Below are 25,419 nucleotides of genomic sequence, written 5' to 3'. Positions count from 1 at the left end.
GATGAGCCGGTCGGCGGCGGTGACGATCTGCGTCTCGCCGATGACCCGGGCGGCGGGCCCGACCCACCCCCCACCCTGGGCGCTACGCGCACCCCCACCGGAGCCGCACAGGCGCCGCAGGCATGATGCCGCACCCCCACGACCCGCACCCCCCGCACGACCCGCACCCCCCGCACGACCCGCACCCCCCCCACGACCCGCACCCCCCCCCACGACCCGCACGCCCCCCACGACCCGCACCCCCCGCAGGACCCGCACGCCCCCCACGACCCGCACCCCCCGCAGGACCCGCACGCCCCACGCCCAAGACATCGCCCCCGGCCGGAGGCTCACGCCCGAAGGCCCCCGCCGGAGGCCCCCCGCTATCCCACACGTCATGTCCCCGTAACCATCGATTCAGACGGCCTTGCGACCCTCGCCGAATGAAGCCCGCCCTGCCAGAGCCTTCACCGCCCCCGGAGGGGGGCGCGGAAAACGGGAGCCCCCGCGCCGTCCCAGCGCTCCCGCCCGCGTCTTCCGACGCGCCTGTCCTCCTGGCAGCGCGGAAGAATGGGTCCATGAGCCAGCCCAACTCCCCGGCAGAGGTCCAGCACACGCAGCCCTCCGTGGGCTCCATCGCCGCGCACCGCCCGCACACCGTGGCGGCCACGGTCTCCGACCTGGAACCCGACATCGACGCGGACCTCGACGGGTACGAGGAGTCGCCACAGTCCCAGGGATCGGGCGCCCCGCTCCCCCAGGGCCGCTTCCTCGACCGCGAACGCAGCTGGCTCGCGTTCAACGAACGCGTCCTCGAACTCGCCGAGGACCCCACCACCCCGCTCCTCGAACGCGCGAACTTCCTCGCGATCTTCGCCAGCAACCTGGACGAGTTCTTCATGGTCCGGGTCGCCGGCCTGAAGCGCCGTATCGCGACCGGCGTCGCCACCCGCTCCGCCTCCGGCCTCCAGCCCCGCGAGGTGCTGGAGATGATCTGGGCCCGCTCGCGGGAGCTCATGGCCCGGCACGCCGCCTGCTTCCACGAGGACGTCGCCCCGGCCCTCGCCGAGGAGGGCATCCACCTGGTCCGCTGGCCGGAACTGACGGAGAAGGAGCAGGCCCGCCTGTTCACCCTCTTCCGCCACCAGATCTTCCCGGTGCTCACCCCCCTCGCCGTCGACCCGGCGCACCCCTTCCCCTACATCTCGGGCCTGTCCCTCAACCTCGCGGTCGTCGTCCGCAACCCGGTCACGGGCCACCGCCACTTCGCCCGCGTCAAGGTCCCCCCGCTGCTCTCCCGCTTCCTGGAGGCGGCCCCGGGCCGGTACGTCCCCATCGAGGATGTCATCGCCGCCCACCTGGAGGAGCTGTTCCCGGGCATGGAGGTGCTGGAGCACCACGCCTTCCGCCTCACCCGCAACGAGGACCTGGAGGTGGAGGAGGACGACGCCGAGAACCTCCTCCAGGCGCTGGAGAAGGAGCTCATGCGGCGCCGCTTCGGCCCGCCCGTACGGCTGGAGGTCGAGGAGTCCATCGACCGGGAGGTCCTCGACCTCCTGGTCCGCGAGCTGAAGATCAGCGAGGCGGAGGTCTATCCCCTGCCCGGCCCGCTCGACCTGACCGGCCTGTTCCGCATCCACCGCCTGGACCGGCCGGAGCTGAAGTACCCGAAGTTCATCGCCGGCACCCACCGCGACCTGGCCGAGGTGGAGTCGGCGTCCGCGCCGGACATCTTCGCCGCGCTGCGCAGCCGGGACGTCCTGCTCCACCACCCGTACGACTCCTTCTCCACCTCCGTGCAGGCGTTCCTGGAGCAGGCCGCCACCGACCCCGACGTCCTGGCGATCAAGCAGACGCTGTACCGCACCTCCGGCGACTCCCCGATAGTCGACGCGCTCATCGAGGCGGCCGAGTCCGGCAAGCAGGTCCTGGTCCTGGTCGAGATCAAGGCCCGCTTCGACGAGCACGCCAACATCAAGTGGGCCCGCAAGCTGGAGGAGGCCGGCTGCCACGTCGTCTACGGCCTGGTCGGCCTGAAGACGCACTGCAAGCTCTCCCTCGTCGTACGGCAGGAAGGCGAGACCCTCCGCCGCTACAGCCACGTCGGCACCGGCAACTACCACCCGAAGACGGCCCGCCTCTACGAGGACCTCGGCCTGCTCACCGCCGACCCGCAGGTCGGCGCGGACCTCTCCGACCTGTTCAACCGCCTCTCCGGCTACTCGCGCCGCGAGACCTACCGCCGCCTCCTCGTCGCCCCGAAGTCCCTGCGCGACGGCCTGGTCTCGCGGATCCACAAGGAGATCCAGCACCACCGCGCCGGACGCCCCGCCTACGTCCGCGTCAAGGTCAACTCCATAGTCGACGAGGCCGTCATCGACGCGCTGTACCGCGCGTCGATGGCGGGCGTGCCGGTCGACGTGTGGGTGCGCGGCATCTGCGCGCTGCGCCCGGGTGTGACGGGCCTGTCGGAGAACATCCGGGTCCGCTCCGTCCTCGGCCGCTTCCTCGAACACTCGCGCGTCTTCGCCTTCTGCAACGGCGGCGACCCGGAGGTGTGGATCGGCAGCGCCGACATGATGCACCGCAATCTCGACCGCCGTATAGAGGCGCTCGTCCGGGTCGTCGATCCGGCCCACCGGGCCGCCATGAACCGGCTCCTCGAGACCGGCATGTCCGACACCACCGCCTCCTGGCACCTCGGCCCGGACGGCGAGTGGACCCGGCACGCCACCGACGCGGACGGCGGACCCCTGCGCAACATCCAGGAGATGCTCATAGACGCCCGGAGGCGCCGGCGTGGTACAGCGACACCTTGAACCGACGGACCCCACGGCCGGGGCGTCCCCCGGCCTGCCGCCCGCCCCGGAGCGCCTCCCGGCCGGCCCGGAGCCCTTCCCGGCCGCCCCCGAACGCCCGCCGACCGCCCCGGAACACGCCGCCGCCCCCACCGCGGAGGCCGTCGCGGGGTATCTGCGGGCGCAGGCCACGGAGTTCCTGCGGGCGCTGCGGCTGCACCGGGAGGCGGGCCCCGGCGCGGGCGGGCCGGAGGGCACCGTCGACGCGGCCCGCGCACTGCGCCGCTCGGCCCGCCGGATCAGCGGCACCCTGCACACCTTCCAGTCCCTGCTCGACCCGGACTGGGCGGAGGCCATGCGCCCGGAGCTGGCCTGGCTGTCGGGCACCCTGGCCCTGGAGCACGCGTACGCGGCCCGGCTGGAACGCCTGCTCCAGGCGCTGCACCGGCTGTCCGGCACGGCCCCGGCGGGCCAGGCGTTCCCGGCCCGGCCCGCGCCGCCGGAGCGGGGCACCCTCACCGTGGGCGCGGCGAAGGCGGGCGCCCTGCTGGACCGGCAGCTGACGCTGGCCCGGACGCGGGCCCACTCCACCGCCCTCCAGGCCCTCGGCTCCGCCCGTTTCCACGCGGTCGCCGACAAGGTGGCCGTCCTGGCCAGCGAGGTCCCCCTGGCACCGGGCGCGGCCGGCGCCGATCCGCGTCCGCTCGCCGCGGCCGCCCTGGGCCGTCTGACGGACGCGGTCGCGGCGCTGCCCCTGGTCACCGCGGGAAGCCCGTACAACGCCGAGGCGCTGGTCCACGGCCTGTCCCCGGATCCCTCCCCGCACCCGCAGGACGCGCCCTGGCACCAGGTCCGGCTGCTGCTGCGCCTGCACCGTTACGCCCGTGAGGTCCTGCACGGCTCCGGGGCCGCCTCCCTGCTCGGGGGAGGCCGGGAGCCGGGGGAGGATCCGGGGCGGATCCGGCTGCTGGCCGCGGGCGAGGCCCTCGACCGGCACCGCGACGCCTCGGAGGCCGCCGCCGCCGCGGCCCAGGCCGCCCGCACGCCGCGGATCGCCCCGGCCACGGCCTACGCGCTCGGGGTGCTCCACGCCGATCAGCGGCACGAGGTGGAGGCGGCGCGGTACGCGTTCCACCGCTGCTGGCAGAGAGAGACCGTCGGCACGGCACCGTAGCCCGGCCCCGGGGAGACGGCGGCGAAACGTGAACGCGTCCGGGAACGCCCCGCCGGGCGGCCGGCCGCGTCCGGTCGCGCCGCCCGGGGTGACGTACGTGCCCACCGCGTCCACCGGCCGAAAGACGACGGCCGGTCCCACCCCCGTGCCGGGGTGGTGGGCCGCCCGCCCCGCGCCGCCTGGCCGACGGCCGCCCCCAGCGAATCCGTCACCGGGCGGCCTCACTCTCCCGGGGGATCGTGCCCTGATTGGCGCCCTTCCGGGCGCCCTGCGCCTGTCATAGTCGCATCGTCCGGAATCGCGCCGTGTCCTTGACGTAAGCGTTCCGTTACCTAACCGCACCGCCCTCAGGGATTCACTCCGCGTTCACTTACGGCCATAGGCGGCTTCACCTGATCTGCCTAATTTCGGCCTCAGCCGATGCGGGCGTCCCTCCGAGGCCCGTCCCCCTGCTCCCAGTCTTCGCACGCCGCCACCGGCACGGCGGCTCCTGGAAGGAATTCCCGAAAGTGAAGCTTCAGCGCATGAACCGGCGGGCCCTCGCCCTCGGCGCACTCGCCGTCTCCGGCGCCCTGGCCCTCTCGGCGTGCGGCTCGGACGACACCGGCGGCAACGGCGGCGACGGCGACGCGACGACCGCCGCCACCACCTCGATCTCCTGCGGCGACGCCAAGGGCCAGCTCCAGGCGTCGGGTTCCTCCGCCCAGAAGAACGCGATCGACGCGTGGGTCAAGCAGTACACCGCGGCCTGCAAGGACGTGCAGATCAACTACAACCCGACCGGTTCGGGCGCGGGCATCACGGCGTTCACCCAGGGCCAGACCGCGTTCGCCGGCTCGGACTCCGCGCTGAAGCCCGACGAGATCGAGGCGTCGAAGAAGATCTGCTCCGGCGGCCAGGGCATCGACCTGCCGATGGTCGGCGGCCCGATCGCCGTCGGCTTCAACGTCCCCGGCGTCGACACGCTCGTCCTGGACGCGGCGACGCTCGCCAAGATCTTCGACAGCAAGATCACCAACTGGAACGACGAAGCGATCAAGAAGCTCAACCCGGACGCCGAGCTGCCCGACCTGAAGATCCAGGCGTTCCACCGCTCCGACGAGTCCGGCACCACGGACAACTTCACCAAGTACCTCAAGGCCGCCGCGCCCGGCGACTGGACGTACGAGCCGGGCAAGTCCTGGGAGGCCAAGGGCGGCCAGTCCGCGCAGGGCTCCTCCGGCCTCGCGCAGCAGGTCAGCCAGACCTCGGGCGCCATCTCGTACTTCGAGCTGTCGTACGCCAAGGGCGGCATCAAGACCGTCGACATCAAGACCGAGGCCGCCGAGCCGGTCAAGGCCACCGTCGAGAACGCCACCGCGGCCATCGGCGCCGCCAAGGTCGTCGGCACCGGCAAGGACCTCGCGCTGGAGCTGGACTACACCCCGTCCACCGCGGGCGCCTACCCGATCGTCCTGGTGACGTACGAGATCGTCTGCGACAAGGGCAACAAGGCGGACACCCTGCCCGCCACCAAGTCCTTCCTGAACTACATCGCCTCCGAGGACGGACAGGGCCTGCTGGCCAAGGCCGGCTACGCCCCGATGCCCGACGAGATCATCACCAAGGTCCGCGAGACCATCTCGGGCCTGAGCTGACCTGAGTGCGGTCCGGACCCGGACGGGCCCGGACCGCACCGTCCGGTGCACCGCCGCCAGGAGCCCCCGCCACCCGCCGGGCCGCGCTCCGCCCGAGCCGCCCCGCACGGCGGCTCCGCAGACCGGAGAACTCGATGGACATATCTACACAGAACCCCACAGCGCCTCCCGTACCCCAGCCGACCGGGGCGGAGGACAAGCGCGCCACGCGCGGCGCCACCCGCCCCGGAGACCGGATCTTCCTCGCGCTCTCCCGCGGCTCCGGCATCTTCGTGCTGGTCATCATGGCCGCCATCGCGGCCTTCCTGACCTACCGCGCCGCCCTCGCCATCAGCGAGGACGAGGCCAACTTCTTCACCACCTTCGAGTGGAACCCCAGCGGCGTGCCGCCGAAGTTCGGCATCGCGGTGCTCGTCTTCGGCACCATCGTGTCGTCGGTCATCGCCATGGCCATCGCCGTCCCGATCGCGGTGGGCATCGCCCTGTTCATCACCCACTACGCCCCGCGCCGCATCGGCGGCCTCATCGCGTACGTGATCGACCTGCTCGCCGCGGTGCCGTCCATCGTCTACGGCCTGTGGGGCGCCCTGGTCCTCGTACCGAACCTGACCGGACTGTACGGCTGGCTGGACACGTACCTGGGCTGGACCGGCGTCTTCGAGTGGAACGACGGCGCCCCGCGCTCGCTGTTCACCGTCGGCATCCTGCTCGCCATCATGATCCTGCCGATCATCACCAACGTGAGCCGCGAGGTCTTCCGGCAGGTCCCGCGGATGCACGAGGAGGCTGCCCTGGCCCTCGGCGCCACGCGCTGGGAGGTCATCCAGATGTCCGTGCTGCCCTTCGGGCGCTCCGGCGTGATCTCCGCCTCGATGCTCGGCCTCGGCCGCGCGCTCGGCGAGACCATGGCCGTCGCCATGGTCCTCTCCCCGACCCTGGACATCAGCGCCAGCCTGCTCGACCCGGGCGGCGGCACCTTCGCCCAGAACATCGCCAGCAAGTTCAACGAGGCCACCCCGATGGGCCGGGACGCGCTGATCGCCTCCGGCCTGGTGCTCTTCGTCATCACCCTGCTGGTCAACGGCGCGGCCCGCATGATCATCGCCCGCCGCAAGGAGTACTCGGGGGCCAACGCATGAGCCACGCAACCCTGAACGACAACCCGGCCAAGCGCCCGCCGAGCTCGCTGCGCGGCGCGACCCTGCCCAAGTGGTTCCCGTGGGCGGCCGCCGCCGGCTCCGTCGCCCTGGGCCTCGGCATCAGCGCCGCGGCCGGACTGGACAGCAGCATCCAGTGGGCGCTGATCGCCGCCGTCCTGTTCGTCCTCGGCTCCTACGCCGTCTCCGCGCGCGTCGAGGGGCGGCGCCAGGCCAAGGACCGGGTGGCGACCAGCCTCGTCTGGGTGGCGTTCCTCCTCGCCATCATCCCGCTGGCCTCCCTGGTCTGGGAGACCGTGAGCCGCGGCGTGAAGGTCCTCGACGGCTACTTCCTCACCCACTCCATGGGCGTGGTCGCCGACACCGAGCCCGGCGGCGGCATCTACCACGCCATCCTCGGCACCCTCCAGCAGGTCGGCCTGGCCACCCTGATCTCCGTGCCGATCGGTGTCCTCACCGCGATCTACCTGGTCGAGTACGGGCGCGGGCGGCTCGCCAAGGCCGTCACCTTCTTCATCGACGTCATGACGGGCATCCCGTCGATCGTCGCCGGCCTGTTCATCCTCAGTCTGTGGATCCTGATCCTGGACATGGGCTACTCCGGCTTCGCCGGCTCCCTCGCCCTGTCCATCCTGATGATCCCGGTCGTCGTCCGCTCCACCGAGGAGATGCTCAAGCTCGTCCCGAACGAGCTGCGCGAGGCGTCGCTGGCGCTGGGCGTGCCCAAGTGGCGGACCATCCTGAAGGTCGTCCTGCCGACGTCGATCGGCGGCATCACCACCGGCGTGATGCTGGCCATCGCCCGCATCACCGGTGAGACGGCCCCCGTGCTGCTGCTGGTCTGGGTCACGAACTTCATCAACGCCAACCCGTTCTCCGACCCGCAGGCGTCGCTGCCGATGTACATCTACCTCCAGTACATCAACAGCGGCGGCCCGGGGCCGGCCTACGACCGTGCCTGGGCGGCGGCCCTGACGCTCATCGCCTTCATCATGATCCTCAACCTGGTGGCCCGCGGCATCGCCCGCTGGAAGGCCCCGCGCTAACGATGTGCGGCTCCGCCGCGCGGCCGGTCGCTGACGCGGCCCGCGGCAACCAGTCAGCGATCCGGACCCGAAAGAAGCAGTGATTCCCATGGCCAAGCGCATCGATGTCAGCGGCCTCAACGCCTACTACGGTTCCTTCCTGGCCATCGAGGACATCTCGATGACCATCGAGCCCCGGTCCGTGACGGCCTTCATCGGCCCGTCCGGCTGCGGCAAGTCCACGTTCCTGCGCACGCTCAACCGGATGCACGAGGTCACTCCGGGCGGGCGCGTCGAGGGCAAGGTCATGCTCGACGCCGAGAACCTGTACGGCGCCGGGATCGATCCGGTGGCCGTGCGCCGCGAGGTCGGCATGGTCTTCCAGCGGCCCAACCCGTTCCCGACGATGTCGGTGTACGACAACGTGGCGGCGGGCCTGCGGCTGAACGGCAAGTACCGCAAGTCCGAGCTGGACGACATCGTCGAGAAGTCGCTGCGCGGCGCCAACCTCTGGAACGAGGTGAAGGACCGCCTCAACAAGCCCGGGTCGGGCCTGTCCGGTGGTCAGCAGCAGCGTCTGTGCATCGCCCGCGCCATCGCCGTCGAGCCGAACGTCCTGCTGATGGACGAGCCCTGCTCGGCCCTGGACCCGATCTCGACCCTCGCCATCGAGGACCTGATCGGCGAGCTGAAGGAACGGTTCACGATCGTCATCGTGACGCACAACATGCAGCAGGCGGCGCGGGTCTCGGACCGTACGGCCTTCTTCAACCTGGCCGCGGTCGGGCAGCCCGGCAAGCTGATCGAGATCGACGACACCGAGCGGATCTTCTCCAACCCGTCGGTGCAGGCCACGGAGGACTACATCTCCGGCCGCTTCGGCTAGGGTCCTTCGCTTGGATCGGGCCGGATCAGGGAGCGGGGTCTGGTGCCGGGCATCGCACTGCGGAGGAGGGCGCCGTGGCGGAGCCATGGCAACCGACGGCAACGCGGCGAGGCGCGGCACCAGACCCCGCGAGCCCGGCGTGATCCACACGAGAGCCCTGGACCGCCGCCGCTCTCCGACCCCTCGCGGTGCTGCATGGCGGTGCCACCGCGAGGCAGAAGGGCCCGCCCCTGGCTCCCGGGGGCGGGCCCCGCCGTTTGTCCCCACCCCGACCACGCCCACGCCACCCGCCCACCGCGGGCGAAACCGCGGGCGGTCGTGCCGCCGGGGCGGCACGGGCGGGCGCGGACGGCACCCCGCCGGCGCCGGGCCGCGCCGCCCGACCTCGCCGGGCGGCCACCCGGCCGACGCGCCCTGCGGCAGGCACCGCACACCCACGCGGGACGGTGAAACGCGTGAGCGCCGGGCCGCGAACGACCCGGCGCTCACCGCGCCGCCGGCACCCGGGCACCGCCGGCACCCGGCCCCTACAAGAACGCCAGGTTCACGATCCAGAACGACACCGCGGCCACCGCCGCGGCCGCCGGCATGGTGATGAACCAGCCCAGGATGATGTTCTTCGCGACGCCCCACCGCACGGCGTTCACCCGCTTCGTCGCGCCGACACCCATGATCGCCGATGTGATGACATGCGTCGTGGAGATCGGCGCGTGGAACAGGAACGCCGTCGTGAACATGATCGACGCGCCCGTCGTCTCGGCCGCGAAGCCCTGCGGCGGATCGAGCTCGATGATCTTCCGGCCCAGCGTCCGCATGATGCGCCAGCCACCGGCGTACGTGCCCAGCGACAGCATCAGCGCACAGGCGATCTTCACCCACACCGGGATGGGGTCGCCGTAGTCCTCGACGTCGGCGATGACCAGCGCCATCACCACGATGCCCATCGTCTTCTGGGCGTCCTGCAGACCGTGGCCGAGCGCCATGCCCGCCGCCGACACCGTCTGCGCGATGCGGAAGCCCCGCTTGGCCTTGTGCGGGTTGGCCTTCCGGAAGATCCACATGATCGCCGTCATGACCAGATAGCCGGCGAGCAGGCCGACGACCGGCGAGACGAACATCGGGATGACGATCTTGTCCAGGACGCCGTGCCAGTACACGGTCGTCCCACCGGCCAGCGCCGCGCCCACCATGCCGCCGAACAGCGCGTGCGAGGAGGACGAGGGCAGGCCGAAGTACCAGGTGATCAGGTTCCAGACGATCGCGCCGACGAGCGCGGCGAAGAGGATCCCCATGCCCGTGGAACCCTCGGGCGTCTCGATGAGGCCCTCACTGACGGTCTTGGCGACCCCGGAGCCGAGGAACGCGCCGGCGAGGTTCATCACGGCCGCCATCGCCAGCGCCGCCCGCGGCGTGAGCGCCCGGGTCGACACGGAGGTGGCGATGGCGTTGGCGGAGTCGTGGAAACCGTTGGTGTAGGTGAAGAACAGCGCGACCGCGATGGTCACGACCAGAGCGAAGGTGTCCATGGACGGGTCAGGACTCCTTGACCGCGATGGTCTCCACCGTGTTGGCCACGTGCTCGAACGCGTCGGCGGCCTCTTCCAGCACGTCCACGATCTGCTTGAGCTTCAGGACCTCGATGGCGTCGTACTTGCCGTTGAAGAGGTGGGCGAGCAGCTTGCGGTGGATCTGGTCGGCCTGGTTCTCCAGCCGGTTGACCTCGATCCAGTACTCGGTGAGGTTGTCCATCGTGCGCAGGTGCGGCATCGCCTCGGCCGTCAGCTCGGCCGCGCGCGCCAGGACCTCGATCTGCTGCTCGACGCCCTTGGGCAGTTCCTCGACGTTGTAGAGGACGACCAGGTCGACGGCCTCCTCCATGAAGTCCATGATGTCGTCGAGGGACGAGGCGAGGGAGTAGATGTCCTCACGGTCGAACGGCGTGATGAACGAGGAGTTCAGCTGGTGGAAGATCGCATGCGTGGCGTCGTCACCTGCGTGTTCCGCGGCCCGCATACGCTCTGCGATCTCGGCTCGGGCGGAAGCGTCCGCCCCGAGCAGTTCCATCAGGAGTTTCGAGCCGGTGACGATGTTGTCCGCGGAGGCGGCGAACATGTCGTAGAAGCTCGTCTCCCTGGGGGTCAGACGAAAGCGCACGTGGGGTCCTCGGGGTGCATCGGTTTCGGTCAGGCTGATGCTAGGCGCATCATCCGGCCACGGCTAACGGGCCGTCCCCCAGTGTCGCCCATCAGACACCGTGATGAGCAGGGGGGCGGCCCGGGCACCGCTGCGGACACCGCGCGCCCGGCACCGGCCAAGACGCGTATACCCCACGAAGTTCGTTACCATATACCCGCCGGGGGTATATGTGGGCTATCTGTCCGACAGGAGGACGCGATGACGACCACCGAGGCCGACGGGGGCGTCCCCGCGCGAGCGTACGCGAGCGTGGGGGACGGCGCGCCCCGCGCCGCCCTGGAGGAAGTGAGCGAAGCGGCGCCGGACGTCGTGACCGATCACGACCGGGGTGTGCACGGCTACCACCAGCGGAAGGACGAGCACCTCAAGCGGCTGCGCCGGATCGAGGGCCAGATCCGGGGGTTGCAGCGGATGGTCGACGAGGACGTCTACTGCATCGACATACTGACCCAGGTCTCCGCCTCCACCAAGGCCCTCCAGTCCTTCGCCCTGCAACTGCTGGAGGAGCATCTGCGCCACTGCGTCGCCGACGCGGCTCTCAAGGGCGGCGCCGAGATCGACGCCAAGGTCGAGGAGGCCACCAAGGCGATCGGCCGGCTGCTGCGGACCTGAGGCTCACCGGCCGGTGCCGCGTTCGCGTTCCTCGGCGACTCTCAGCACCTCGTCGATGCACTCCAGGCTGAGCCGCTCCCGGGCGGCCGAGGCCGCGATGATCAGCTCCCCGCACAGTTCTATCTCGGCCAGGGCCACGTGGTCCTGTACCGCCGTACCGCCGACCGGAGCCACGCGCATCACCTCTTCCCCGCCGTCACCGGATTCCTAGAGTAGGGAGCGGCCCACGCACCGCGCATGGCACGGACGGGCTAGTGAAGGGCTAGTTCTGGGGTCTCTCCTCGGCGATCTTTCCGGCGTAGATGTCCGCGTCGTCCGGGAGCCGTACGGCGACGGGGGCGCCGAAGTCGTAGAGCAGGGTCGTCGAGGCGACCGCGACGGTGTCCCGCTCCCGGCCGTTGACGAAGCTGAACCGGTGCCGGATCTTGCGGATGCGGCCCTCGTCGTCGAGGTAGACGTCGAAGGGGACCTCGGCGGTGGCGAACCCCCGCGCGGCCGCGGCCAGGGAGTCCAGGTTGCCGGCCGAGGCACCGCGCGCCGCGTCCGCCAGGTCGGCGGTCCCCCGGTAGTGCCGGACCCGGGTCCCCGCCACCTCCGTCCGCCCCGCGTACGAGGCCGTCCGCGTCCCGCGCAGCACCTCGGCGGCGGCGAGGGGGTCGGTGGCGCCGCCGGTCACCAGGTTCCCGTCGGACAGCGTCGCGGTGTCGACCCGCACCCACTTGTCGGCGGGCACGCCCGCCCCCCGGTTCTTCATGTAGAGGGCGCCGGGTGCCAGGAGCTCGGTGATGGGACGGCGTTCGCTGTCCCCGGTGGGGTCCGGCGGCAGCAGCACCTTCAGCCGGCCCAGGCGCTCCCGGAAGTCGTACACGCCCTCGCCGCGGATGGTCACCCGGGTCCCGCCGCTGGCCATCTCCATCGACGTACGCGCCTGCGAGCTGCCCGCCGCCACCAGGCGGTCGGCGGCCTGCCGCAGCACCGCGACCGGATCGCCACCGGGCGCGCCCTGAGCGGCGGCCCCGCCGCCGGAACACCCGCAGACGCCGAACCCGGCACCGAGGGCGGCCCCCGCCGCGGCCACCGCCGCCCCCACCCGCCCGTACCGCCGATGCCGCCTCGCCATGGCCTGCCTACCCCCTGCCGCCGCGTCCGTCCCAGGGCCCGTGTCGTTACCGGTTAACGACGAGTAGGTGCCCCCGTCACGCGGAGGGGCGCGACGCCTTCACCCGCCACCGGTACGGTGGTCGGCGTGGCGCAGCAGGACGGTCCGGCCCCCGCCGGGGAGCTTTCGGAACATCGCACGACAACGGTGGAACAGGGCCCCTTCTGCGTGGCCCGCTGCTCCTGCGGCTGGCGCGGCCCGGCCCGCAGGGCGAGAAGCCTGGCCCGCGCCGACGCGGAGGGCCACACCGCGGACTGAGCCCGGCCCGGATCCGGGGAGCCGGGCCGCCCGGCGGGGGCGTTACGCCGCGAGGTCCCGCTCCTCCGTCCCCGCGGGCTCCTTCCGCGCCCCCGGGATCACGGCGTCCCGGCCGGTGTGCGCCCGCCCCCGCGCCGCGATCAGCAGGCCCAGCCGCGGCGACCGCTCGACCGCCCTGGCCAGCGGCGTGAGCAGGGCCATGGCGAGCGGCGACAGCAGCAGGGCGACCGCCGTGCCGAGGGCGAAGCCGCCGATGACGTCCGTCGGGTAGTGCACCCCCATGTAGACCCGGCAGAAGCCCTCCAGCAGACCCAGGGCGATGCCGACGAGGCCGAACCTGCGGTTGGCGACGAACAGGGCGACACCCATCGCCATGGTGAGCGTCGCGTGGTCGCTGACGAACGAGTAGTCGTTCTTGCCGGCGACCAGGACGTCCAGGCCGTCGTGGGTCTTGAAGGGCCGGGGCCGCTCGACGAAGCCCCGTATCGGCACGTTGACCAGTACCGCGATGCCCGCCGCGAGCGGTGCCCACACCAAAGCGGCCACGGACGGGGCGGCGTCCTGGCCGCCGCGCCGCCGGACCGACCACCAGCACCACAGCACCAGCAGTACGAGCGCGAGCAGCAGCCCGTACTCGCCGACGTACTCCATGACCCGGTCGAACCAGTGCGGCGCGTCCTTGGCCAGGCCGTTGATGTCGTAGAGCAGCTCGACGTCGGGGTTCGACCCGGATTCGGCGAGTCCAGCCATGTGCTGCGGCCCCTTCGTCTTCCTCATCTCCGGCGCACCCCTGCGTGCGCCGCTTCCGCCACCCCCGTGGTACGTAGATCCGCTTCCGTTGCGCCCGCGCACGCGCGCACGGGCGCGTGTCACGTGCCGGCTGACGTCCGCTCGGCTACGTCAACAGGAACGCACGGTCCCCGTCGATACGTTCCACCCTCCACCGAATGATCACGCAGACGTTATCGAAGAGAGACTCATCGCCGCAGCTCAGGGGAGGGATTCACGTTCGGTTCACACCGTGGTGGGGAGCGCTTTCGCGCCATCCTCGGTGACCCGCGTGGCCCCGAAGTAGTCCGGGGTGTCGATCGGGTCGAACCGGATGACGGCCCCCGGACGCGGCGCGTTGATCATGTACCCGCCGCCCACGTACATACCCACGTGCCGGATCGCCCGCGAGTTGGTGAGGTCGTCCGAGAAGAACACCAGATCCCCCGGCAGCAGCTCGTCCCGCTCCGGGTGCGGCCCCGCGTTGTACTGGTCGTTGGCCACCCGCGGGAGCGTGATCCCCACGCTCGCGTACGCGGCCTTGGTCAGTCCCGAGCAGTCGAAACGGCCCCCCTGCTCGGCGGTCCCGTTGCCGCCCCACAGGTACGGCGTGCCGAGCTTGCTCTGCGCGTACGCGATGGCCCCGGCCGCCTGCTCGGTGGGGTCGACGCGGGTGACGGGGGCGGCGAAGCTCTTCTCCAGCGTCGTGATCCTCTTCACGTAGTTGCGCGTCTCCGCGTACGGCGGCACGCCCTGGTACTTGATCACCGCATAGGCGCCCGCGTTGTAGGAGGCCAGCATGTTTTCGGTCAGGTTCCCGGGCACGTCCTTCACGTACTTCGCGAGCGTGCAGTCGTAGGAGGCGGCCGACGGGATCGCGTCGGCCGGATCCCACACGTCCCGGTCGCCGTCGCCGTCCCCGTCGACGCCGTGCGTCGCCCACGTCCCCGGGATGAACTGCGCGATGCCCTGCGCGGCGGCCGGGCTCTTGGCCTTCGGGTTGAAGCCGCTCTCCTGATAGAGCTGGGCGGCGAGCAGCGCCGGGTTGATGGCGGGGCAGAGGTTGCCCCACTTCGCGACGAGGGCCTGGTACGCGGCGGGCACCGAACCCTTGGCCAGCGCCTTGGCGCCGCCGCCCAGCCCGCCCGCCAGGCTGCCCGCGACCAGGTACACCCCGACGACGAGCAGCATCACGAACGCCAGTCCGCCACCCACGACAGCGGTCGCCACCAGCCACGCCTTACGCACCGTCAACCGCCCCTCACCCTCCGGGAGTCCGCCGCGGTCGTCAGTGTAGAGGCGACCGGCGCACGATGGGGTGATCACATCGCGACACCGGGCCGGCCGCCCCGGGCACGCACCTCACCGCGCCCCGGCCCCGGACCCGCCCGCGCCGCGGGCCCTCCGCCCGGAGAACACCGACACGGCACTCCACCCGACCGGCCGTCAGAAACCCGGCCAGGCCGTAGAGAGGGTCAACGACGGAACCACACGACAGGTTCCGCCACCACCTCGTTGCCCGGCGTGACCTGCCGTGATACACAGAGTAATCATACGGCCCTTCGAGTGCCGCGCCACGCCTCCGTGAGCGGCCGATGGGGACCGGTGGCAAGGTATTCGTACGAAACCCGCCAATCAATGACGCCAAGTCGACATACGGTGGCGTCATTGTCGGTGAGAATGATGCCTGACCTCTGCACGACCGCAGAGGATGCGGAACTACCCAACAGGGGCGGTGACTTACATGCTCTTTGCGGCCGATAAGGGAGATATCAACACCATCATCGGCGGGATCGCTCCGGACTGGGGCCCCTTCGGCAGCCTGGGCAACGAAGCCAAGGTGATGATCGAGGTGGTCATGGCGGTCGCCATCCTCCTCTGCCTGGGCATCGCCATCTGGGGCGCCGCCAAGCAGCGCATCGGCGCCACCGCGCTCCGCGACACCTTCAGCGCCGAGCAGGGCAAGGGCCTCATCATCGCGGGCCTGACGGGCGTCTTCATCATCGGCTCGCTCGGCACGCTCTTCACCATCGTGTACGGCATGGCCGTGTAGGCGGGCCCGCGGTCCATCAGTCCCTCCGGGCACGCCCGGTCCCCCTCTATCCCACCCGCCCGTCGTGCCCACCGGCTGAGGTTGCGTTTCCCTGATGTCGAGTCACCACACCGCGCCCGCGCGGGAACCAGCACGGCTACCGTCGTACGTCCACGGCTTTTCGTACGACGTCGAGGGGGCGTACGCGGCATGAGTCTCGGGGACGAGCACCAGGCCTCCGGCGGTTACGGCGGCACCGGCCAGACACGCACGCGCCTGCCCGAGGGGGGCGGCGACGTGTACGGCGGCGCGCGCCGCGGCGGACGCGCGTCGTCGTCGCGGAGCCTGGTCACGGTGGTCGGCGTGGTGGTCCTCCTGATCGCCGCGATCGCCTTCGCGAACCGCGGGGGCGACGATTCCCCCAAGGCGACGGCAACCACCGACAAGCCGCAGACCTCGCCAACGGCACCGTCCGGGACACGCCCGGTGAAGGCGGTGACGGGGGGGGTTCCCACGGGGTTCGCACACGACCGGCAGGGAGCGGAGAGCGCGGCGGCGAACTACTCCGTCGCGCTGGGGTCGGCCGACATGTTCGACAAGGCCAAGCGCGACGCGATTGTGCGAGCCATCATCGTCCCCTCGCGGGTGCCCGACGTCGAAGCGTCACTGGACAAGGCGTACACGCCGGAGTTCAACAAGAACGTCGGCCTCAACGAAGACGGCTCGACCCCGAAGGGCTACACGTTCGTCTCTCGTACGAGCCCGGTAGGAACCAAGGTCACCGAGGACTCTGCCGACAGCGCCACCGTCGAGGTGTGGTGCAGCGGCCTCCTCGGCCTCGCGGGCGAGAACTCCACCGCCCCGGTCACCAACAGCTGGTTCACCATCACCATGGAGCTCCAGTGGTCTGATGGCGACTGGAAGATCGCAAGGCACTCGCAGAAGGCGGGCCCGACGCCCATCCCCGGCGATGAGAGGGCCTCCAGCGCCGAGGAGATGGCGAAGGCCGTCCAGGAGTACGGAGGGTTCACCTATGCCCGCTAACCACCGCGTACTCAAACTGGCCGGCATGATCGCCGCCGGGCAGTCGGCAGCGATCGTCTGGGCCACCCGCGCCTTCGCCGAGCCGACGCCTCCGCCCACACCGAGCGATGCTTCGTGTGACCTGGTCTACGGCCCCGCCAGAGACGAGTGCGAAAAAGACACTTCCTCCGGCGGCTCCGACACCGCCCCCTCCCTCACCGACCCCACCTCCACCCTCGACCCCCTCTCCTCCCTCGCCAAGGGCTGTGCCGACGCCGCGTCCTGGACCGTCGACAAGCTCAGCGAGGCCGTGCGGGAGACCGCCAACGTCGACTTCACGAACCAGACGTTCCTCCAGCAGTACGCCGTCGTCTTCGCCGCCTCGACGGTCCTGACCCTGCTGCTGTGGCTGCTGGCCGTGGCCAAGCGGGCCGTGCGCGGCGTGCCGCTCGGCACCGCCCTGTCCGAGGCCATCGGGTTCCTCTGGCTCACCGTCCTGGCCTCGGCCTTCACCCCCCTGATCCTCTACACGGTCGTCTCGGCGACCGACGGGATCACGGACGTGCTCGCCAAGGCGACCGGCGACCAGACGGACGCCTTCTTCGGCACGTTCTCCGCCGCCCTCGACAAGGGCGACGACATCGGCGGCGGGCCGATCATGCTGATCGTCGTCTCCCTGGTCTCCATCCTCGCCGCCGGAGTGCTCTGGCTGGAGCTGGTCATCCGGGCCGCCCTGCTCTACGTCGGCGCCCTGCTCGGCACGGTCGTCTACGCCGGGCTCGTCGACAAGAACCTGTGGGGCCACGTCCGCCGCTGGGCGGGCATCATGATCGCCGTGATTCTCGTCAAGCCGGTGATCGTGATCGTGCTGGGCCTGGCCGGCGCGCTCTCCGCCGACGACGGCCCGGGCGCGTTCTCCGCCGTCGTCTCCGGACTGGCGATCATCCTGCTCGCCATCTTCGCCTCCGCGATGATCTACCGCTTCGTCCCGGGCTTCGGCGACGAGATCGCCGGCTCCCGCAACAACCGCCTCATGCGGGGCGCCGAGAGCAAGGCCGCGGCCGTCATCAGCTCCCCGGCGACCCTGGTCGCGCAGGGCATCAAGACCCACAGCTCCCGAGCCGACCACAGCGGCCAGGGCGGACCCCAGTCGTCCTCCCCCCGCCCCGCCAACCCCGCCTCCGGCGGAGTCGCCGCGCACGGCGCACGCACCGCGAGCGGCGGAGCCGTCCCCTCCGCCGCGCCCGCCCCCCGTTCGAGCAGCCCGGTGAACACCCCGCACGCCAGCAACACCCGCAACAGCAGTACCAACCGCACGGGAGGTGAAGGGCGTTGACGACCGAGTCCCACGTGTCCCATCCGGTCACGCCCCGCCGGACCTATCTGATCGGCCGCGCCCGGCCGAACGCGATCGTCGGCCGCAACCGCGAGACCGGCGAGATCGCCCTGATCGTCGTCGGCGCGTTCCTCGGCATGATGTGCGGTCTGCTCGTCCCCGTGCTGTCCCTGCGCATCGTGCTGCTGACGGGCTTCCCGATGCTCGCGCTGGCCGCGGTCTACGTGCCGTACAAGCACCGCACGTTCTACAAGTGGTTCGAGATCAACCGCAGCTACAAGCGGACCCTGCGCCGGGGCGCCACCTACCGCTCCGCCGCCATGGAGGCCGGCACCCGGCTCGACGGGCGGGAGATCGAGGTCGGCCCGCCGCCCGGCATCGGCCGCATCACCTGGCTGTCCGCCCCCTTCGGCCCCGACGAGATCGCCGTGCTCCTGCACGCCGACCGCAAGACCGTCACGGCCGCCATCGAGATCGAGGGCCCCGGCGTCGGCCTGCGCGACTCCGAGGACCAGGAGGCCCTCGTCGACCGGTTCGGCACCCTCCTCAAGCACGTGGCCAACGGCGACGGCTTCGTCACCCGCATCCAGATGCTGGCCCGCACCCTGCCCGCCGACCCGGACGCGCACGCCAAGGACGTCGCCGTCCGCGGCGACGAGAAGGCGCCGGGCTGGCTCCAGCAGTCGTACGACCAGCTGCTGTCGATGGTGTCCACCAGCAGCGAGCAGCACCGCGCCTACCTCGTCGCCTGCATGCACTACACCCGTGAGCTGGCCGCCGAGGCGCACGCCATGGCCCGCGCGGCCCGCCCGCGCAACGGACGCAGGCCGGACCGGGACGCGGGCCTCGCGGTCGTGATGGCGCGTGAGCTGACCGACATCTGCTCCCGCCTCCAGGAGGCCGACATCCGCGTCCGGCAGCCGCTCGGCCAGGGCCGGCTCGCCTCGCTCATCCACTCCATGTACGACCCCGACCACCCGATCGACCACATCCAGGCGATGACCAAGCGCAACGCCTGGCCGGCCGAGCTGGACGCCACCGAGCCCACCTTCCTCCAGGCCAAGACCCGCGAGTCCTCCACCCGCGCCCCCTGGTGCCACGCCACCGCCTGGGTGAAGGAATGGCCGATGACCCCGGTCGGCGTGAACTTCCTCGCGCCGCTCCTCGTCCACACCCCCGACGTCATCCGCACGGTCGCCGTGACCATGGACCTCGAACCCACCGAGGTCGCCATCGAACGCATGCTGACCGAGAAGACGAACGACGAGGCCGAGGCGTCCCGCGCCGCCAAGATGAACCGGACCGTCGACCCCCGCGACATCGCCGCCCACACCCGCCTCGACCAGCGCGGTGAGGACCTCGCCAGCGGCGCGGCCGGCGTCAACCTGGTCGGCTACATCACCGTCTCCTCCCGCTCCCCCGAGGCACTGGCCCGCGACAAACGGACGATAAGGGCCTCGGCCGGCAAGTCGTACCTGAAGCTGGAGTGGTGCGACCGCGAGCACCACCGCGCCTTCGTGAACACCCTCCCGTTCGCCACCGGAATCCGAAGGTAGGGGTTGATGCCCTGATGCGGGACCCGCTGTCCGTCATCACCGACGCCTTCACGTCCTTCCTCTTCGGCAAGGTGGAGACGACCCGCCTGCCGGTGCGCACGTCCACGGGCCAGGCGCAGGCGGTGTACCTGCCGACCGCCGCGCCCGGCCTCGGCGACTCCGGCGTCATCATCGGCCGCGAGGTGTACTCCGGGAAGGGCTACATCTACGACCCGTTCCAGCTCTACGGCCAGCAGCTCCCCGCCCCGCACTGGCTGGTCCTCGGCGAGTCCGGCAACGGCAAGTCGGCGCTGGAGAAGACCTACGTCCTGCGCCAGCTCCGCTTCCGCGACCGCCAGGTCGTCGTCCTGGACGCCCAGGGCGAGGACGGCGTCGGCGAGTGGAACCTGATCGCGCAGGAGCTGGGGATAACGCCGATCCGGCTGGACCCCATGGCCGCGCTCGACCACGGCATCCGGCTCAACCCGCTCGACCCGGCGATCACCACGACCGGCCAGCTCGCGCTGCTGCGCACCATCATCGAGGTGGCGATGGGCCACGGCCTCGACGAGCGGGCCGGCTTCGCGCTCAAGGTCGCGCACGCCTACGTGAACGAGACCATCGTCGAGCGCCAGCCGGTCCTGTCCGACATCGTCGAGCAGCTACGGCACCCCGAGCCGGAGTCGGCCGAGTCGATGAACGTCGACATAGACGACGTACGGGCCTGGGGCCTGGACGTGGCGCTGGTCCTGGACCGGCTGGTCGACGGCGACCTGCGCGGCATGTTCGACGGCCCCACCACGGTCGGCATCGACCTCGACGCGCCGCTCATCGTCTTCGACCTGTCCCACATCGACCGCAACTCCATCGCCATGCCGATCCTCATGGCGATCGTCGGCGTGTGGCTGGAGCACACCTGGATCCGCCCCGACCGGAAGAAGCGCATCTTCCTGGTCGAGGAGGCGTGGCACATCATCAACAGCCCGTTCGTCGCCCAGCTGTTCCAGCGACTGCTGAAGTTCGGGCGCCGGCTCGGCCTGTCCTTCGTCGCCGTCGTCCACCACCTGTCGGACGTCGTCGACGGGGCGGCGGCGAAGGAGGCGGCGGCGATCCTGAAGATGGCGTCGACGAGGACGATCTACGCCCAGAAGGCCGACGAGGCGCGGGCGACCGGTCGCGTACTGGGCCTGCCCCGCTGGGCCGTGGAGATCATCCCGACCCTCAGCCCCGGTATCGCGGTCTGGGACGTCAACGGCAACGTCCAGGTGGTCAAGCACCTGGTCACCGAGACCGAACGCCCCCTCGTCTTCACCGACCGCGCGATGACCGAGTCCTCCGCCGACCTCGTGGACGACGCCCTGCGCGCCGCCGAACGGGAAGCGGAGGAGCGAGCGGCGGCCTTCGTGGAGCACCACCTCGGCGACTCCTCCGAATCGACGGTGGCGTAGGGGAGGCGCGGCGTGCGACGGGACGACCACCACCACGACCAGGGCGGCATCCCCGACGGGCTGCTCGTCGGCATCCTCGCCTTCCTCCTCGGCATGACCCTGCTGGTATGGACGGCCACGGGCCTGGCCGCCCTGTTCGCGCACGGCTCCTGGCCCGCCGGCGTCACCTTCTCCCGCACCCCCCTGGCCATGCGCCACCTGGTCGCCCAGCCCCATGACCTCCCCGGCGCCTGGCCCGACGCCCCCGCCTCCCAGCTCTCCGGGTACGGCCTGTTCTGGGGCCTGTTCATCGGCCAGCTGATGGTGTTGCTGGTGCTGACGGTGTTCGTGATGGGGACGCTGGCCCGCTGGCGGGCGGTACGGCAGCGGCGGCGCGCGGAGAAGGCGACGCAGGCCCGCGGACCGGAACCGGGCCCGGCGCTCACCGCGCAGATGCCCACGGCGCCGCAGGAGCCCGCGCTCGCCCCGCAGGTCCCCACGACGCCCCGGGGACCGGTGCTCGCACCCCAGTCCCTGCCCGATCCGTCCCCGGCCCGCCGGGCGGCCCCGCCCCCGGCGCACCACGAGTTCCCCACCCCGCGAACGGCCCCCGAACACCCCCAGATTCTGGCGACCCCCTCATCCGAGGCACCGCCGTTCACCCCGCCCTTCGGGGGCGAACAGCCGGTCCGGTGGGAGCGGGTCCTCCTGGGCACGCGGGAGAGCCGCCTGGACGCCGCCGCGCAAGCCGTCCTGGACGCGGCGGGCCCCGCCCTCGTCGTCACCTCCAACCCCGCCCTCTGGCAGGCCACGAAGGACGCCCGAGCCAAGCTCGGCCCCGTCCTCCTCTACGACCCGACCCACCTCTGCGACACCCCGGCCCGTCTCCACTGGGCACCCACGGCCGGCTGCGAGGACCGGCCGACCGCCACCGCGCGGGCGGCGGCCCTCCTCACCCCGGTCCGCCCCACCGCCCGTCTCGACCAGGCGGTCGGCGACACCGCGGAAACCCTGCTGCGCAGTTACCTCCACGCCGCCGCCGTCGACGGCCGCACCATCCGCCATGTCCACCGCTGGGCCCAGGGCACCCAGATCCAGGACGCCGTACGTGTCCTGCGTACGAACCCCAAGGCCGCACCCGGCGCCGCGGGCGAACTGGAAGCCGCCCTGACCGCGCACCCCGAACGCCGGGACGTGGCACAGCAGCTGACGACCCGTGCCCTGTCCGCACTCCTCACCGTCAATGTGCGCGAATCCTGCACCGCCCATCGAACAGATGCCCTTGCCCTGGATTCCTTCGTCCACGAAGGGGGCACGCTTTATGTGGTGGGTGAATCCATCGAAGACCCCAGGACCAGCCCGGGCGCGATGCCGCTGCTGACCGCCCTGGCAGCAAGCGTGGTCGAGCACGGCCGGCGCATGGCCGCACGGTCATCCTCCGGTCGGCTCGACCCACCACTGACACTCGTCCTGGACGACGTCGCCGCCGTGGCGCCCCTCTCCCACCTTCCGGAGCTGCTGGCCACCGGCGCGGACCGGGGCCTGCCGACCCTGGCCCTGCTGCGCTCGCGCGAACAGGGCCGCGCCCGCTGGCCGGACGCCGAGCTCCCCGTCTGACCCGCCCCGACCCGTTGCGCGGGCCCCGCGGGTCAGTCCCGCCCCCGCACGAACTCCAGCTCGTTCTCCCCCGGCGCGCCCCGCATGGGCACGCTCACCCCGCTCGGCACGAACCCCAGCTTCCGGTAGCAGCCCCGCGCCCGGCCGTTGTCCTCGTGCACGATCAGCCGCACCCGCTCCGCACCGCGCCCCCACGCCCACGCGAGCCCGGCCTCGAACAGCGCCCCGGTCACCCCCGTCCCCCGCCACTCGGGCCGTACGTACACGCCGACGACATGCCCCTGCCGCCGGTCGACGGGGAGCCCGGCCCAGTCCGTCGTACCCGCCTCCTCCAGCAGCACCGTCAGCGTCCCCGCCCACGCGCCGCCCGGCACCTCGGCGACGACCTGCCGCGCCCCTGCGGCGTCCTCCGCGGCCCCCGCCGCCCGCTCCCGCCAGAAGGACTCCGGCCGGTCCGCGGCCGTCTCGTAGGTCTCCAGGAAGGCGATACGCGCCAGCGGATCGCGCAGCGCCGTCAGCCGCAGCGCCTTGACGGCGGCCCATTCTTCGGCGCGTATCGTGCGGATCACCCAGTCACCGGAAGCGGAGGCACTCATGCGGGCCACCGTAGTACTCCGGTACTACGCCCTCACCTCATATCCGGCCCCGCGGCCGGACGCCCCGGCGGCCCGCACCCCCCAGCATGGCAGGCATGCGCACCGAGTTCCGCACGGCCGAGGCAGCCCCCAGCATGGAGCCCGTGACGGAACAGCGGACGACCGAGCCCCTCACCGACCACCTCCACCGCCTCACCCGGCGGCTCCGCGCCTTCGACCGGCGCCACCCGCTGCTGTGGGACGCGCACTTCACCGGCTTCTGGCTCCTGGCCGCCCTCATCGACTACTACGGCGGCGGCTGGCGCTCCATCGCCCACGACCGGGACGTGCCGGGCGGGCTCCTCCTCGCCCTGAGCCTCGGCTTCTCCGTACCCCTGCTCTGGCGCCGCGGCCACCCCCGGACCGTCCTCCTCCTCATGGCACCGGTGGCCTTCGTCAACGCCTGGTCGGGCGCGGTCCTCCAGGCGGCCCTGCTCCAGCTCGTCGTCCTGTACCACCTCGCGCTGCGCCGGCCCCTGCGCGCCCTGTGGTGGGCGGCGCCCCTGCTGACCGCGCCCGTGGTCGTCTCGGCAGTCCGGTACGGCGAAGGGTCCTGGCATCAGCAGGTCGGCTCCCAGGTGACGTCCATCGCGGTCGCGGCCCTCATCGGCATCACGGTCCGCACCCGCCGCTCCTACACGGAGGCCCTGGAGGACCGCGCCCGCCGCCTGGAGATCGAACGGGACCAGCAGGCCCAGCTCGCCGCGGCGGCCGAGCGCGCCCGTATCGCCCGGGAGATGCACGACATCATCGGCCACAACCTCTCCGTCATCACCGGCCTGGCCGACGGCGGACGCTACGCCGCCGCCAAGTCGCCCGAACGCGCGGCGCAGGCCCTCGACGCGATCGGCACCACGAGCCGCCAGGCGCTCAGCGAGCTCCGCCGCCTGCTGGACGTGCTGCGCGAGGAGGAGAGGGAGGAGGCCGAACTGACCCCGCAGCCCGGCCTCACCGACCTCGACCGGCTCCTCACCGGTGTCCGCGACGCCGGCCTGCCGGTCCGCGCGACCGTGCACGGCCACGCCGCCCTCCCCCCGGGCCGGCAGCTCACCGTGTACCGCGTCATCCAGGAAGCGCTCACCAACACCCTCAAGCACGCGGGCCCCGGAGCCGCATCCGAGATCGACCTGTCGTACGGGGAGGGCGGCGCCGTCACCGTCACCATCACCGACACCGGCCGCGGCGGCCCGCCGCCCGCTTCGTCCGACGGCCGCGGCCTGCCCGGCATGCGTGAGCGAACCGCCCTGTACGGGGGGACACTTGAGGCCGGCCCGCGCCCGCACCCGGACCGGGGCTGGCGCGTCTCTCTTCATCTCCCGGAGGAAACCCCGCAGTGACGACGGTCCTGATCGCCGATGACCAGCCGCTCCAGCGGCTCGGTTTCCGCATGCTCCTGGAAAGCCAGGACGATCTCACGGTGCTCGCGGAAGCGTCGAACGGCAGCGAGGCCGTGCGCCTGGCGGCGGAACACCATCCCGACGTGGTCCTGATGGACGTCCGGATGCCCGGCCTCGACGGCATCGAGGCCACCCGGCGTATCACCGCCACCGGTGACCGCACCCGCATCCTCATTCTGACCACGTTCGACCTGGACGAGTACGCCTACGCCGGCCTGCGGGCCGGTGCCTCCGGTTTCCTGGTCAAGGACGCCCAGCCGGAGGAGCTCCTATCCGGCATCCGGGCGGTGGCCACCGGCGACGCGGTGGTGGCACCCAGCCTGACCCGCCGTCTCCTGGACGCCTACGTCCATCATCTGCCGGCCGGATCCGCCGAGGGGCACGACGCCGTGGACTCCGATCCCCGTCTGGCCTCCCTCACGGACCGCGAACGCGAAATCCTCACGGTCATCGGCCAGGGCTGGACCAACACCGAGATAGCCGAGCGGCTCCATCTCGCCGAATCGACGGTGAAGACCCATGTGAGCCGCGTTCTCGCCAAGACCGGCTCCCGGGACCGGGTGCAGGCGGTGATCCTGGCCTATGACACCAGACTGGTGACGCCGGCCTGACATATCCCTGAACCGGGGCTGAAACGCAGAGAAGCCCCGCATCAATCGATGCGGGGCTTTCCCCAAAAATTGTTCGGCGGCGTCCTACTCTCCCACAGGGTCCCCCCTGCAGTACCATCGGCGCTGTAGAGCTTAGCTTCCGGGTTCGGAATGTAAC

Annotated in this window: 22 protein-coding genes and 1 rRNA gene; 15 read left to right on the top strand and 8 right to left on the bottom strand. The window is 71.6% G+C overall.

Features of this window, described 5'->3' with window-relative positions:
- The first annotated feature begins 557 nt into the window (after positions 1–557).
- The 6 genes from AB0L74_RS33670 (at position 558) to pstB (ending at position 8,656) form a co-directional block, all read left to right on the top strand.
- A complete protein-coding gene (locus tag AB0L74_RS33670; protein WP_365661049.1) occupies positions 558–2,798 on the top strand; it encodes an RNA degradosome polyphosphate kinase in 2,241 nt (746 codons plus the stop codon).
- Between the two features lie 154 nt (positions 2,799–2,952).
- A complete protein-coding gene (locus AB0L74_RS33665) occupies positions 2,953–3,951 on the top strand; it encodes a CHAD domain-containing protein (protein WP_365661060.1) in 999 nt (332 codons plus the stop codon).
- Positions 3,952–4,460: 509 nt separating this feature from the next.
- Positions 4,461–5,588: a phosphate ABC transporter substrate-binding protein PstS gene (gene pstS / locus AB0L74_RS33660; RefSeq protein WP_365661046.1), complete on the top strand. Its 1,128-nt coding sequence runs from the start codon at positions 4,461–4,463 to the stop codon at positions 5,586–5,588.
- Between the two features lie 134 nt (positions 5,589–5,722).
- Positions 5,723–6,727, top strand: coding sequence for a phosphate ABC transporter permease subunit PstC (gene pstC / locus AB0L74_RS33655; RefSeq protein WP_365661043.1), 1,005 nt, complete (start codon positions 5,723–5,725; stop codon positions 6,725–6,727).
- Positions 6,724–7,791, top strand: coding sequence for a phosphate ABC transporter permease PstA (pstA, locus tag AB0L74_RS33650; RefSeq protein WP_365661040.1), 1,068 nt, complete (start codon positions 6,724–6,726; stop codon positions 7,789–7,791). The genes pstC and pstA overlap by 4 nt, the downstream gene beginning before the upstream one ends.
- 88 nt (positions 7,792–7,879) lie before the next feature.
- Positions 7,880–8,656 carry a phosphate ABC transporter ATP-binding protein PstB gene (gene pstB / locus AB0L74_RS33645; protein WP_044382944.1) on the top strand — a complete coding sequence of 259 codons (777 nt, stop codon included), beginning with the start codon at positions 7,880–7,882 and terminating at the stop codon, positions 8,654–8,656.
- 527 nt (positions 8,657–9,183) lie between these two features.
- Here the strand turns inward: pstB and pitH are convergent.
- Together pitH and AB0L74_RS33635 are read right to left on the bottom strand one after the other, a co-directional pair.
- A complete protein-coding gene (gene pitH / locus AB0L74_RS33640; protein WP_164396317.1) occupies positions 9,184–10,182 on the bottom strand; it encodes a low-affinity phosphate transporter PitH in 999 nt (332 codons plus the stop codon).
- 7 nt (positions 10,183–10,189) lie between these two features.
- Positions 10,190–10,810, bottom strand: coding sequence for a DUF47 family protein (locus AB0L74_RS33635; RefSeq protein WP_026252685.1), 621 nt, complete (start codon positions 10,808–10,810; stop codon positions 10,190–10,192).
- A 240-nt stretch (positions 10,811–11,050) separates the two neighbouring features.
- On the opposite strand from AB0L74_RS33635, the gene AB0L74_RS33630 reads away from it, so the two are divergent.
- Positions 11,051–11,464, top strand: a complete 414-nt coding sequence (locus tag AB0L74_RS33630; protein ID WP_365661034.1) for a metal-sensitive transcriptional regulator — start codon at positions 11,051–11,053, stop codon at positions 11,462–11,464.
- A 3-nt stretch (positions 11,465–11,467) separates the two neighbouring features.
- Here the strand turns inward: AB0L74_RS33630 and AB0L74_RS33625 are convergent, their stop codons facing one another.
- The 4 genes from AB0L74_RS33625 to AB0L74_RS33610 form a co-directional block, all read right to left on the bottom strand.
- The gene (locus AB0L74_RS33625) at positions 11,468–11,644 is read right to left on the bottom strand and encodes a hypothetical protein (protein WP_365661031.1); all 177 of its coding nucleotides are present in this window, start codon (positions 11,642–11,644) and stop codon (positions 11,468–11,470) included.
- 82 nt (positions 11,645–11,726) lie between these two features.
- Positions 11,727–12,584: a hypothetical protein gene (locus AB0L74_RS33620; RefSeq protein ID WP_365661028.1), complete on the bottom strand. Its 858-nt coding sequence runs from the start codon at positions 12,582–12,584 to the stop codon at positions 11,727–11,729.
- A 339-nt stretch (positions 12,585–12,923) separates the two neighbouring features.
- Positions 12,924–13,631: a phosphatase PAP2 family protein gene (locus AB0L74_RS33615; protein WP_365661058.1), complete on the bottom strand. Its 708-nt coding sequence runs from the start codon at positions 13,629–13,631 to the stop codon at positions 12,924–12,926.
- 264 nt (positions 13,632–13,895) lie between these two features.
- Positions 13,896–14,903: a bifunctional lytic transglycosylase/C40 family peptidase gene (locus AB0L74_RS33610; protein WP_365661025.1), complete on the bottom strand. Its 1,008-nt coding sequence runs from the start codon at positions 14,901–14,903 to the stop codon at positions 13,896–13,898.
- A 490-nt stretch (positions 14,904–15,393) separates the two neighbouring features.
- Here AB0L74_RS33610 and AB0L74_RS33605 point away from each other — a divergent pair, with 490 nt between their 5' ends.
- The 6 genes from AB0L74_RS33605 (at position 15,394) to AB0L74_RS33580 (ending at position 22,619) form a co-directional block, all read left to right on the top strand.
- Positions 15,394–15,702: a hypothetical protein gene (locus AB0L74_RS33605; protein WP_003991275.1), complete on the top strand. Its 309-nt coding sequence runs from the start codon at positions 15,394–15,396 to the stop codon at positions 15,700–15,702.
- A gap of 189 nt (positions 15,703–15,891) precedes the next feature.
- On the top strand, positions 15,892–16,725 hold the full coding sequence (locus AB0L74_RS33600) for a hypothetical protein (RefSeq protein WP_365661022.1): 834 nt from the start codon (positions 15,892–15,894) through the stop codon (positions 16,723–16,725).
- Positions 16,715–18,040, top strand: a complete 1,326-nt coding sequence (locus AB0L74_RS33595) for a hypothetical protein (protein WP_365661019.1) — start codon at positions 16,715–16,717, stop codon at positions 18,038–18,040. The genes AB0L74_RS33600 and AB0L74_RS33595 overlap by 11 nt, the downstream gene beginning before the upstream one ends.
- Complete coding sequence (locus AB0L74_RS33590) at positions 18,037–19,596, top strand: SCO6880 family protein (RefSeq protein WP_365661016.1); 1,560 nt, start codon at positions 18,037–18,039, stop codon at positions 19,594–19,596. The genes AB0L74_RS33595 and AB0L74_RS33590 overlap by 4 nt, the downstream gene beginning before the upstream one ends.
- A gap of 14 nt (positions 19,597–19,610) precedes the next feature.
- Positions 19,611–21,023 carry an ATP-binding protein gene (locus AB0L74_RS33585; protein WP_365661013.1) on the top strand — a complete coding sequence of 471 codons (1,413 nt, stop codon included), beginning with the start codon at positions 19,611–19,613 and terminating at the stop codon, positions 21,021–21,023.
- A gap of 93 nt (positions 21,024–21,116) precedes the next feature.
- On the top strand, positions 21,117–22,619 hold the full coding sequence (locus AB0L74_RS33580; protein WP_365661055.1) for a type VI secretion protein: 1,503 nt from the start codon (positions 21,117–21,119) through the stop codon (positions 22,617–22,619).
- Between the two features lie 32 nt (positions 22,620–22,651).
- On the opposite strand, the gene AB0L74_RS33575 is transcribed toward AB0L74_RS33580, so the two are convergent.
- Positions 22,652–23,215: a GNAT family N-acetyltransferase gene (locus AB0L74_RS33575; protein WP_365661010.1), complete on the bottom strand. Its 564-nt coding sequence runs from the start codon at positions 23,213–23,215 to the stop codon at positions 22,652–22,654.
- 134 nt (positions 23,216–23,349) lie between these two features.
- Here AB0L74_RS33575 and AB0L74_RS33570 point away from each other — a divergent pair, with 134 nt between their 5' ends.
- Together AB0L74_RS33570 and AB0L74_RS33565 are read left to right on the top strand one after the other, a co-directional pair.
- Entirely contained in the window at positions 23,350–24,591 is a 1,242-nt protein-coding gene (locus AB0L74_RS33570; RefSeq protein ID WP_365661052.1) for a histidine kinase, read from the top strand.
- Positions 24,588–25,262: a response regulator transcription factor gene (locus tag AB0L74_RS33565; RefSeq protein ID WP_365661007.1), complete on the top strand. Its 675-nt coding sequence runs from the start codon at positions 24,588–24,590 to the stop codon at positions 25,260–25,262. The genes AB0L74_RS33570 and AB0L74_RS33565 overlap by 4 nt, the downstream gene beginning before the upstream one ends.
- Before the next feature lie 71 nt (positions 25,263–25,333).
- On the opposite strand, the gene rrf is transcribed toward AB0L74_RS33565, so the two are convergent.
- Positions 25,334–25,419, bottom strand: a 5S ribosomal RNA gene (rrf, locus tag AB0L74_RS33560); the annotation flags it as partial.

The sequence above is a fragment of the Streptomyces sp. NPDC052020 genome (assembly GCF_040680575.1).
Taxonomy (GTDB): domain Bacteria; phylum Actinomycetota; class Actinomycetes; order Streptomycetales; family Streptomycetaceae; genus Streptomyces.
Note: the sequence above shows the minus strand (reverse complement) of the source record. Positions and strands in the feature narration are given on the sequence as shown.

Excerpts from the sequence above, each read along its gene's own strand:
- pstB (WP_044382944.1), top strand. The coding sequence starts at position 7,880 with ATGGCCAAGCGCATCGATGTCAGCGGCCTCAACGCCTACTACGGTTCC.
- AB0L74_RS33580 (WP_365661055.1), top strand. The coding sequence starts at position 21,117 with ATGACCCTGCTGGTATGGACGGCCACGGGCCTGGCCGCCCTGTTCGCG.
- AB0L74_RS33605 (WP_003991275.1), top strand. The coding sequence starts at position 15,394 with ATGCTCTTTGCGGCCGATAAGGGAGATATCAACACCATCATCGGCGGG.
- AB0L74_RS33615 (WP_365661058.1), bottom strand. The coding sequence starts at position 13,631 with ATGGCTGGACTCGCCGAATCCGGGTCGAACCCCGACGTCGAGCTGCTC.
- AB0L74_RS33575 (WP_365661010.1), bottom strand. The coding sequence starts at position 23,215 with ATGAGTGCCTCCGCTTCCGGTGACTGGGTGATCCGCACGATACGCGCC.
- AB0L74_RS33630 (WP_365661034.1), top strand. The coding sequence starts at position 11,051 with ATGACGACCACCGAGGCCGACGGGGGCGTCCCCGCGCGAGCGTACGCG.
- AB0L74_RS33600 (WP_365661022.1), top strand. The coding sequence starts at position 15,892 with ATGAGTCTCGGGGACGAGCACCAGGCCTCCGGCGGTTACGGCGGCACC.
- AB0L74_RS33570 (WP_365661052.1), top strand. The coding sequence starts at position 23,350 with ATGGAGCCCGTGACGGAACAGCGGACGACCGAGCCCCTCACCGACCAC.
- pstA (WP_365661040.1), top strand. The coding sequence starts at position 6,724 with ATGAGCCACGCAACCCTGAACGACAACCCGGCCAAGCGCCCGCCGAGC.
- AB0L74_RS33595 (WP_365661019.1), top strand. The coding sequence starts at position 16,715 with ATGCCCGCTAACCACCGCGTACTCAAACTGGCCGGCATGATCGCCGCC.
- pitH (WP_164396317.1), bottom strand. The coding sequence starts at position 10,182 with ATGGACACCTTCGCTCTGGTCGTGACCATCGCGGTCGCGCTGTTCTTC.
- AB0L74_RS33625 (WP_365661031.1), bottom strand. The coding sequence starts at position 11,644 with ATGCGCGTGGCTCCGGTCGGCGGTACGGCGGTACAGGACCACGTGGCC.
- pstC (WP_365661043.1), top strand. The coding sequence starts at position 5,723 with ATGGACATATCTACACAGAACCCCACAGCGCCTCCCGTACCCCAGCCG.
- AB0L74_RS33585 (WP_365661013.1), top strand. The coding sequence starts at position 19,611 with ATGCGGGACCCGCTGTCCGTCATCACCGACGCCTTCACGTCCTTCCTC.
- AB0L74_RS33620 (WP_365661028.1), bottom strand. The coding sequence starts at position 12,584 with ATGGCGAGGCGGCATCGGCGGTACGGGCGGGTGGGGGCGGCGGTGGCC.
- AB0L74_RS33670 (WP_365661049.1), top strand. The coding sequence starts at position 558 with ATGAGCCAGCCCAACTCCCCGGCAGAGGTCCAGCACACGCAGCCCTCC.